We start from the raw sequence: 5,645 nt of genomic DNA, 5'->3' as shown, positions 1-5,645 counted from the left end.
CGTCCGCGACTTGGTACAATAAGAAAGAATCACATTCAGAGCAGTTCTATTTTTTCCAGAACTGCTCTTTTATTATCTGCTCTGAATCTGATACTTTCCTTAAGAATTATACCAAATGTTCTGTCTACTGCCTATAACGGTTTCATCCAATTATTAAAATCGATGTTTTACATTATACAAAAATGCCCTTATCCAAGCAAACATACTCATACTTGAATAAAGGCATTCTCACAGTTCAGTTAAAACTCTCTTTTAAACTCCGCCTAAGCTTCTTCCACTGTTTCCTCTTCTGTATCATCAACTGCCGCATTGTGTGCTTCCAGAACGGTGACCACTGTCATCTCCAGATCCGTCATCAGATCAATATCTTTATTCGATGCAATCGGCAGATCTTTCACTTTCACAGACTCACCCGGTTTCATATTTGCCACGTCAATCTCGACCTTCTCAACAAGTGCTTCCGGAACTGCCTTATATGCGATTTCAGTCAATACCGGTTCCAGCACACCTTCCATGACCATCTCGTGGTTCAACAGAACAACTTCTGCAACCGAATGAACTTTCTCTCCACTTACCAATGCCTGAAAATCCACTTCATCCACCTGTTTCTTCAAGGTGTTGTAATCTACTTCTTTGATCAGTACATGCATCTTCTGTCCATCCACATCCAGGACGATCTGGCTTCCTTTGTTTTTCGTCTTAAGGAGCTTATCTACCTCTGCTTTCTCCATTTTGACCGGTATAGATCCTTCAATTTCTTTTCCAAAAATGTTTCCGGTAACAAATCCTTCCCGTCTAAGCTTTTTTGCTTTCGTTTCCATGTCTCTTTTTTCAGCTTTCAAAGTATTCATTTATCTTTTCCTCCTACAGAACTGATTGCTTAGCGGCCTTTCTTCATACTCTCTTACAAATACAGGTCAGTTAAGTATTCCCTTGTTACACGTGTATTATAACACGCATCCATCGGAAAAGATGCATAAATATCTATTTATTTTGCATGTTTTTCTCGCGTTTTTGCACAATTTTACTGTCTTTTTTCTGCTCAAAAAGAGCTTCTTTTAATCCTTCCCAGTCATTCATACCGGTCTCATAATGGATATTCTGCGATACGTCCCCCATAACCATGAAGTAACAATCTGTCAGGATCTGTTTCAGTACATAATAGATCATTTCCCCGAAGTCCTGTGCCGATTCCATCCCTACCAGCGTATATATTAACAGCTTATACTGTTAATTCTGTACTTTTACACTCATTACCTTACATTTCTTCTTAGCTCATATTCAGCGACTTACCAAATCGTCTGGGTCTGGTAAATAAATTCACTTCACCCCATTTGCACAACAGGTCCCGAATCATCGCCGTTTTATCAACATAGTAGAACCCTTCTGTCCGGATTTTTTCAAAGCTTTCTATCCCGACCGGAAGCTTCAAAAGTCCTCTGTCCGTCATCAGTCCGCTCCTTTCCCTAAACTACACTTCATTCACTGTTATCTTATTGTAACAATAGCTGACGCGGTTTTCAAGAGGACACTTGATTCCCGCTTTTCTTCCTGCCTTTCTTCGCCGGATTATCCATCATCAAGTGTAGTCTGCACGAAACAAACGGATTCTATTCGGCTAGATCAGAGTATTTCTACCGTCCCAGTATTCCTTTGCATTAGCATTATGCAAGTCGTGGTCAGGGCGTTCTTTACGTCAGTAACCTCACGTCGATATTTCCATTCTCTTTACTCCGCCATTCTCAATATGGATCCGATAATCGCAAATCTTAAGTGCCGCCTTCCTGTGCGTCACGATCAAACAGGTCTTCTCCTTCAGCGACGCAATATTCCCAAGCAGCTTTGCCTCCGTCTCTTCGTCCAGCGCACTGGTGCTTTCATCCAGTAACAGGATCGGTGCCCGGCTAAGTAAAGCCCTCGCCACGGCTACACGCTGAGCCTGACCTTCCGACAATCCGATTCCCCGTTCTCCAATGACCGTATCCAGTCCGGCATCACTTTTCACAATCAACCGTTCGATACAGGCCGCTTTTGCTGCCTGCAGGATCTCTTCATCGGTGGCGTCATCCGTAAACATGGTAAAATTCTCCCGAAGTGTACCGGAAAATAGTGTATTTCCCTGAGGAACATAAGCAAAGAGCGATCTCATCCTGCGGGACGGCATCTCCTCTGTCCCATTATCAAAGCAGAAGCCCAACTGCCCACTACTTGGCTGATAAATTCCCAAAAGGAGCTGAAACAGTGTGCTCTTGCCTCCACCCGAAATACCTGTCACAGCAACAAAATCGCCTTTTCCGATGCGGATATTCACCTGTTCCAGCACAGGCTGCCTGTCTTTTCCATAGGAGAAGCACAGATTACGCATCTGTATTGCCGAAAAATCTTTGTAAAGTTCTCTTCCGTCTGCACAAACACCATTCTCCTCTTCCGGAAGATCCAGGATCTCTTTCAATCGCTCCGCGGAACTGATGGTTCCATAGACCTGACCGACTACTCCTGCGGCACTTGCGATCGGCTTTTGAATCTGCCCCACCAGCTGGATGATCGCCGCCAGCATTCCGTATGTCAGATTTCCCCTGTAAATGCCAAAGCCGCCCCAGAGCATACAAAACAGCCACCCAAACTGGAAAATCAGATTGATACTGTTGTTCATATACACAGAAAAAGCGCCCTTTCGCATCTGTGCTTCCTGAAAATGCTGCTGCCGTACATCCATCTGGTACTCTATCCGCTTTTCAGAGCCACTCGCCTTGATCAGTCGCAGATTCTCCAAAGTTTCCTGCAGCATCGCATGCAGCTGTCCTTCTTTTTCCTGTACTTCTTTATGCCTTTGCTTCATGGGTTTCCTGAACAGGATCAATAGCAGAAGTCCCAGCATTCCTCCCAGAACCAGCACCACCACAAATCTCCAGTCCATGGCGATCAAAATAGCCGCGGCTCCGAGAAAGCTCACGCCCATGCCGACCACCCCCGGCACGATCTCCACGATGCCGTTTTTGACAACATTTACATCCGAGAACATGCGATTGACCAATTCCCCACTGTGGTAGCCATTCAATCCCGCATACTGTTTCCCCAACAGGCTCTTCAGAATCATAGACCGCATTTCTTTTAAAAGAAGCGCATTCGTCTTCGTATTCAGCAGTCCCAAACCTATGGAAAGACACCGGATCATCACCACCAGCACAACCAGCGCACCGGCATACAGCTTAAGTTGTCCGCTATCCCTCCCCGCAGCACTGTCAATCAGCCCTCTCGTAGCGACCGTAATCCCCAGCGAGCAGCCACAGATCATCAGATTCAACACACACAATATAAAAATCGACTTATGAACGGCTTTTGACCACCGCCAAATATCTGCCAATGCCGGACTTTTCAGAAGTTTTAAAATTTTCTCTTTATACATCATAATCGTTCTTTCAAATAGCATATTTCTTATACATCTGTCATTTATTATATCAGACTCATATGTAAATATCTATGGCATTTTCCCGACGCCCGCCGGATCATCATGGCGTATCTTTATGTTTGAACAAGAGTTTGACATCCTTCTTATCGTCTGTTAGAGTAAATTTAAAATAAGACGTAGCTATTCGTACGGCGGTTCGAATCGCTGCAAGAAAGCTTTTAGGAAACGGAGCACATACAATGAAATTCATGAATGCTTTTTCTTTCAGATTATGGATACTGGTCTTTCTTTTGTTAGGAATCATAATTGCCTATCTGTTGACCTCCTATGCAAACCGCATCACTTATATGGCAGAAGCTTTTGCCGAAAGCAGCGAGCCGCTTGCCAATCCTTACCGGGGCTTTTACCACATCATCGGCTATACCTTGTCCGATGAATATACATCTGCAAATGCTTCTTATCAGACGGATTCTTACACAGCTTCTCTGGCGCTGCTGGAAATCAATCTGAAAAATTACCGTAAAACCGAAATAAGTGAAACCGGACTCGCACAATTCAATGACATTCTGGAAGCCTGGTCACAAGCCCCTTCCAATCCAAAACTGATCCTCCGTTTTCTTTATGACTGGGATGGCATCGCAGCGGTTACCGAACCGGATTCACTGGATCGGATTCTGACACATATGGATCAGATCAGTCCACTGGTCAATCAGCATCAGGATCTGATTTACATCATACAAGGGATATTCATAGGAAACTGGGGCGAAATGCATCATTCGCGTTTTATGGATGGCGCTTCCGTAGGCACGCTCATCCGCCACTTAAATGCTTTCATCGCACCTTCCATCTACCTTTCCGTCCGCACGCCCGCGCAGTGGAGAATGATCAACGATGTGTATGATGTCCCCTCGAACTTCCCGGCATTTGGAACAGATGACTCTCTGATGGGAAGACTTGGTCTTTTCAATGACGGGATGCTTGGTTCCGAATCTGACCTTGGCACATACGGATCGACCGCAAGACGCGATGCCGGTTCTCCGGCTTACCAGGGCACACGAACAGAAGAACTGGAATTCCAGAATCGCTTATGCCGGTATGTGCCAAACGGCGGCGAAGTCATTTACCAAAGCACACTGAGCAATCTGAACACCTCCGTGTCCGCACTTCAGGCCATGCATGTCTCATACCTGAATGCCGATTACGACAGCCGCGTTCTGGATAAATGGAGAAATACTCTCTGGACCGAAAAGGATGCTTTTCGTGGGTGCGACGGATACTACTATGTGCAGGAACATCTCGGATATCGCTACCTGATCCAATCCTGCAAACTCAGGCAATCCGGAGTACTAAGACAGAATTTATCCCTCACGCTGACCCTGCAGAACGTCGGATTTGCCAACACACTGAAACCATTTCTAACTTCGATTGTACTAAAAAATGCAGAAACCGGAGAATGTATCAGCGTTCCATTCGGTGCAGATCTTCGAAAGCTCTGCAGCGGGCAAAAAAGATCTTTCACAGTGAAACTTCCTGTGAAAGATCTGAAACACGGCAGATATCAAATTTATTTTTCTGTAACAGATGAAACAAGCGGTGAAATGATTCTGCTGGGGAATAAGAATGAAGCTACAGATGATGGGTATCTGTTAGGGCAGTTGGAGAAATAAAGCGTTTCACCAACTGCCCTCGCTCCCTCCGCTTCCGCCTTAGGCGGAAGCAATCGAAAATCCGCCGATTGCTGCAAACTCACTGATATAAAAAAATAATTAAAACTCCCTGGTACTCATATTTATGAATGGTCTATATTCCTCTGCAATCTTTATTCCTTTAATGAACTCACATGCCTGTTCATAATAATAATTTACTGCTGTCTGAAATACATTTTCTCTTTTTCCCGCAAGAATATCTTCACTAAACACAATTTCCTGGTGATATGGCACCTGCTTGCCTGCAAATACTATATAATTCTTCTGATTTTCCAAATCAACTACTAATTGAGGTGTATCACCAATCGTAAGAATATTTCCATCTCTCTTAACGTTAATTTTATTCACATTACCACCTTACCAATACTTCTCTTTTTTCCAGATTTTCTTTCCTTGCTGAAATAATTTCAAATACTCTACTGCATATTCCGCAAGAATTGCGCATCCGTTCCAGAGGAACGGAGCGCCATTCCGCTTCAAACTGAGCAAAGCTCAGCAGGTTGATTAATTACTATTGGTTATTCTGCGAT

General features: G+C 44.3%; 5 protein-coding genes and 1 pseudogene. 1 reads left to right on the top strand and 5 read right to left on the bottom strand.

What is annotated here, in order from left to right; all coding sequences use genetic code 11:
• Positions 1–263 precede the first annotated feature (263 nt).
• The 4 genes and pseudogenes from ACTNBR_RS15890 to ACTNBR_RS15875 all read right to left on the bottom strand — a co-directional run bounded on the left by ACTNBR_RS15890 (position 264) and on the right by ACTNBR_RS15875 (position 3,430).
• Positions 264–851 (bottom strand): 50S ribosomal protein L25, encoded by a 588-nt coding sequence (locus tag ACTNBR_RS15890; RefSeq protein WP_427806185.1) that lies wholly within the window; start codon positions 849–851, stop codon positions 264–266.
• Between the two features lie 133 nt (positions 852–984).
• Positions 985–1,197: a hypothetical protein gene (locus tag ACTNBR_RS15885; RefSeq protein ID WP_441019166.1), complete on the bottom strand. Its 213-nt coding sequence runs from the start codon at positions 1,195–1,197 to the stop codon at positions 985–987.
• Between the two features lie 76 nt (positions 1,198–1,273).
• Positions 1,274–1,450 (bottom strand): annotated as a pseudogene (locus tag ACTNBR_RS15880) (AAA family ATPase); the annotation flags it as partial.
• Between the two features lie 255 nt (positions 1,451–1,705).
• Positions 1,706–3,430 (bottom strand): ABC transporter ATP-binding protein, encoded by a 1,725-nt coding sequence (locus ACTNBR_RS15875; protein ID WP_441019168.1) that lies wholly within the window; start codon positions 3,428–3,430, stop codon positions 1,706–1,708.
• A 218-nt stretch (positions 3,431–3,648) separates the two neighbouring features.
• Between ACTNBR_RS15875 and ACTNBR_RS15870 the strand changes: the two genes are divergently transcribed.
• Positions 3,649–5,076 (top strand): DUF4832 domain-containing protein, encoded by a 1,428-nt coding sequence (locus tag ACTNBR_RS15870; RefSeq protein ID WP_441042727.1) that lies wholly within the window; start codon positions 3,649–3,651, stop codon positions 5,074–5,076.
• 99 nt (positions 5,077–5,175) lie between these two features.
• Here the strand turns inward: ACTNBR_RS15870 and ACTNBR_RS15865 are convergent, their stop codons facing one another.
• Positions 5,176–5,463, bottom strand: a complete 288-nt coding sequence (locus tag ACTNBR_RS15865; protein WP_441019172.1) for a hypothetical protein — start codon at positions 5,461–5,463, stop codon at positions 5,176–5,178.
• Between the last annotated feature and the right edge of the window lie 182 nt (positions 5,464–5,645).

The sequence above is a fragment of the Bariatricus sp. HCP28S3_F11 genome (assembly GCF_052065395.1).
Classification (GTDB): domain Bacteria; phylum Bacillota; class Clostridia; order Lachnospirales; family Lachnospiraceae; genus Allocoprococcus.
The sequence above is the reverse complement of the archived record's forward strand: the minus strand, read 5'-3'. Positions and strand labels throughout refer to the sequence as shown.

Bases quoted from the DNA above. Each gene is read 5' to 3' on its own strand.
- ACTNBR_RS15890 (WP_427806185.1), bottom strand. From the start codon at position 851: ATGAATACTTTGAAAGCTGAAAAAAGAGACATGGAAACGAAAGCAAAA.
- ACTNBR_RS15885 (WP_441019166.1), bottom strand. From the start codon at position 1,197: ATGGAATCGGCACAGGACTTCGGGGAAATGATCTATTATGTACTGAAA.
- ACTNBR_RS15875 (WP_441019168.1), bottom strand. From the start codon at position 3,430: ATGCTATTTGAAAGAACGATTATGATGTATAAAGAGAAAATTTTAAAA.
- ACTNBR_RS15870 (WP_441042727.1), top strand. From the start codon at position 3,649: ATGAAATTCATGAATGCTTTTTCTTTCAGATTATGGATACTGGTCTTT.